The following is a 1,920-nucleotide window of genomic DNA, read 5'->3' as shown; positions in this document are numbered from 1 at the left end:
TGTTTTCAATACCCCCCCCCCCCCCCGCCGCCCGCCGCGGGCGGGGCCCGCCCCCCGCCCCCGGGGCCCCGCCCCCCCGCGCGTCGCCCTGGGAGGGGGCGCGGGCGGCGGGGGAGGGGAGCGTGGCGGAGAGGCCGAGCCCCCAGGCGCCCTGCCAGAGCAGCAGCAGGACGAGCGCGGAGAGGGCCGGGGCGCCCGCCGCGCCGCGGAGGCGGGCGACGCGCCGCCGGGCGTTCACGCCGGTCGTGGGCGGGCGTACGGGGGCGGTGTCCAGCCGGTCCAGACCCTCGGTGAGCGCGGCGGCTTCGGCCGTCCGTTCCTTCTGTTCAGTGGGCGGGGGCATGGCGCCGGATCTCCTCCCGCAGCCGGGCGGTGATGGTCGTGCTGTCCGCCCCGGCTTCACCGGCCCGCCAGCCGTATGCGATGCGGCCCGGGCGCGAGGACAGCAGGACGATGCGGGTGGCGAGCCGTACGGCCTCGGGTACCTGGTGGGTGACGAAGACGACGGTGAGCCCGCGCGCCTCCCAGATGCCGAGGAGTACCTCGTGCAGCACGCCGCGGGTGATCGTGTCGAGCGCGGCGAAGGGTTCGTCCATCAGCAGGACCCGGCTGCCCTGTGCGAGCGCGCGGGCCAGCGCGACGCGTTGCCGCATGCCGCCGGAGAGTTCGTGGACGGGCCGGTCGTAGGCGTCCGGGAGCCGTACCAGGGCGAGCAGCCGCCGGGCTTCGGCTTCCCGGTCCGCCTTCGGCAACCCGCCGAAGCGAAGAGCGAGTTCGACGTTCCCGCCGGCGGTGAGCCAGGGGAAGAGCGCGTGCTCCTGGAACATCAGGGCGGGCCGCGGCGACGGCAGCGACACCGTGCCCGAGGAGGGGTGCTCCAGCCCGCCGAAGAGGCTCAGCAGGGTGGACTTCCCGGAGCCGGACGCGCCCAGCACGCAGAGGAACTCCCCCTGCGCGACGGTGAGATCGATCCGGTCGAGCACCGGTGGCCCGTCGGTCCGGTAGGCGTGCGTGACCTGGTTCAGGGCGAGCGCGGGGGCGGGGGTTCGGCCCGGGGTCGGCACGCGATCACCGGACCATGCCCGCGGTCAGCGTGGCGCCGTCAGCGGGGTCGATGAGGAGGAAGGAACCCGTGCGGCGCGAGGCGGCGTAGGGGTCGGTGGCGAGCGGTTCGGCCGTGCGGAGCCGTATCCGGCCCAGCTCGTTGGTGGTGAGACCGTCCGGCCGGCCGGGCAGGTCCTGGACGATCGCCTTGACCGTCCGGGTGGTGTGCTTCAGCAGCACCCGGTCGCCGACGCTCAGGGTGCGGTCGTGCAGGTGGCAGACGTCCGCGTCGACGCTCCGGGTGAGCGCGGGCGCCTCGGCCACCGGCGCGATGAGGTCGCCCCGGCCGATGTCGAGGTCGTCGGCGAGGCGTACGGAGACCGAGTCCAGGGCGTACGCGGCGTCGACGCGGCTGCCGAGCCGGTCGACGGCGGTGACCGTGGAGGTGACGCCGGAGGGGAGGACGACCACCGCGTCTCCGGTACGCAGTTCGCCGGAGGTCAACTGGCCCGCGTAGTAACGGTCGTCGCCGTGCCGGAGGACGCAGCTCACGGGGAGCCGGGCCGGCCGGTCCGCCTGGCCGTCGTCGGTGCGGACGGTCTCCAGGTGGTCGAGGAGGGTGGGGCCCGTGTACCAGTCCATGTGCGCGGAACGGTCCACGACGTTGTCCCCGGTCAGCGCGGAGACCGGTATGGCGGTGAACTCGCGTATCGGGTGGTCGAGTTCGCGCACGTGTCGGGCGAAGTCCTCGGAGATCCGCAGGAACTCCTTCTCGGACCACTCGACGAGGTCCATCTTGTTGACGGCGAGGACGACGTGGGGGACGCGCAGGAGGGCGGCGACGGCGGCGTGGCGGCGGGTCTGTTCGACGACGCC

2 protein-coding genes and 1 pseudogene are annotated in these 1,920 nt (G+C 74.6%); all 3 read right to left on the bottom strand.

The genetic code is table 11. From position 1 onward, the window contains the following. Positions 1-343 (bottom strand): annotated as a pseudogene (locus ACFWEP_RS34385) (hypothetical protein); the annotation flags it as partial. Then, positions 327-1,064: an ABC transporter ATP-binding protein gene (locus ACFWEP_RS34380; RefSeq protein ID WP_387376194.1), complete on the bottom strand. Its 738-nt coding sequence runs from the start codon at positions 1,062-1,064 to the stop codon at positions 327-329. The gene ACFWEP_RS34380 and the pseudogene ACFWEP_RS34385, both read right to left, overlap by 17 nt. A 4-nt stretch (positions 1,065-1,068) precedes the next feature. Then, a partial coding sequence (locus ACFWEP_RS34375; RefSeq protein WP_387376192.1) for a GTP-binding protein occupies positions 1,069-1,920 on the bottom strand: 852 nt, incomplete at its 5' end.

The sequence above is a fragment of the Streptomyces sp. NPDC060198 genome, assembly GCF_042728415.1.
Lineage (GTDB): Bacteria > Actinomycetota > Actinomycetes > Streptomycetales > Streptomycetaceae > Streptomyces.
Note: the sequence above shows the minus strand (reverse complement) of the source record. Positions and strands in the feature narration are given on the sequence as shown.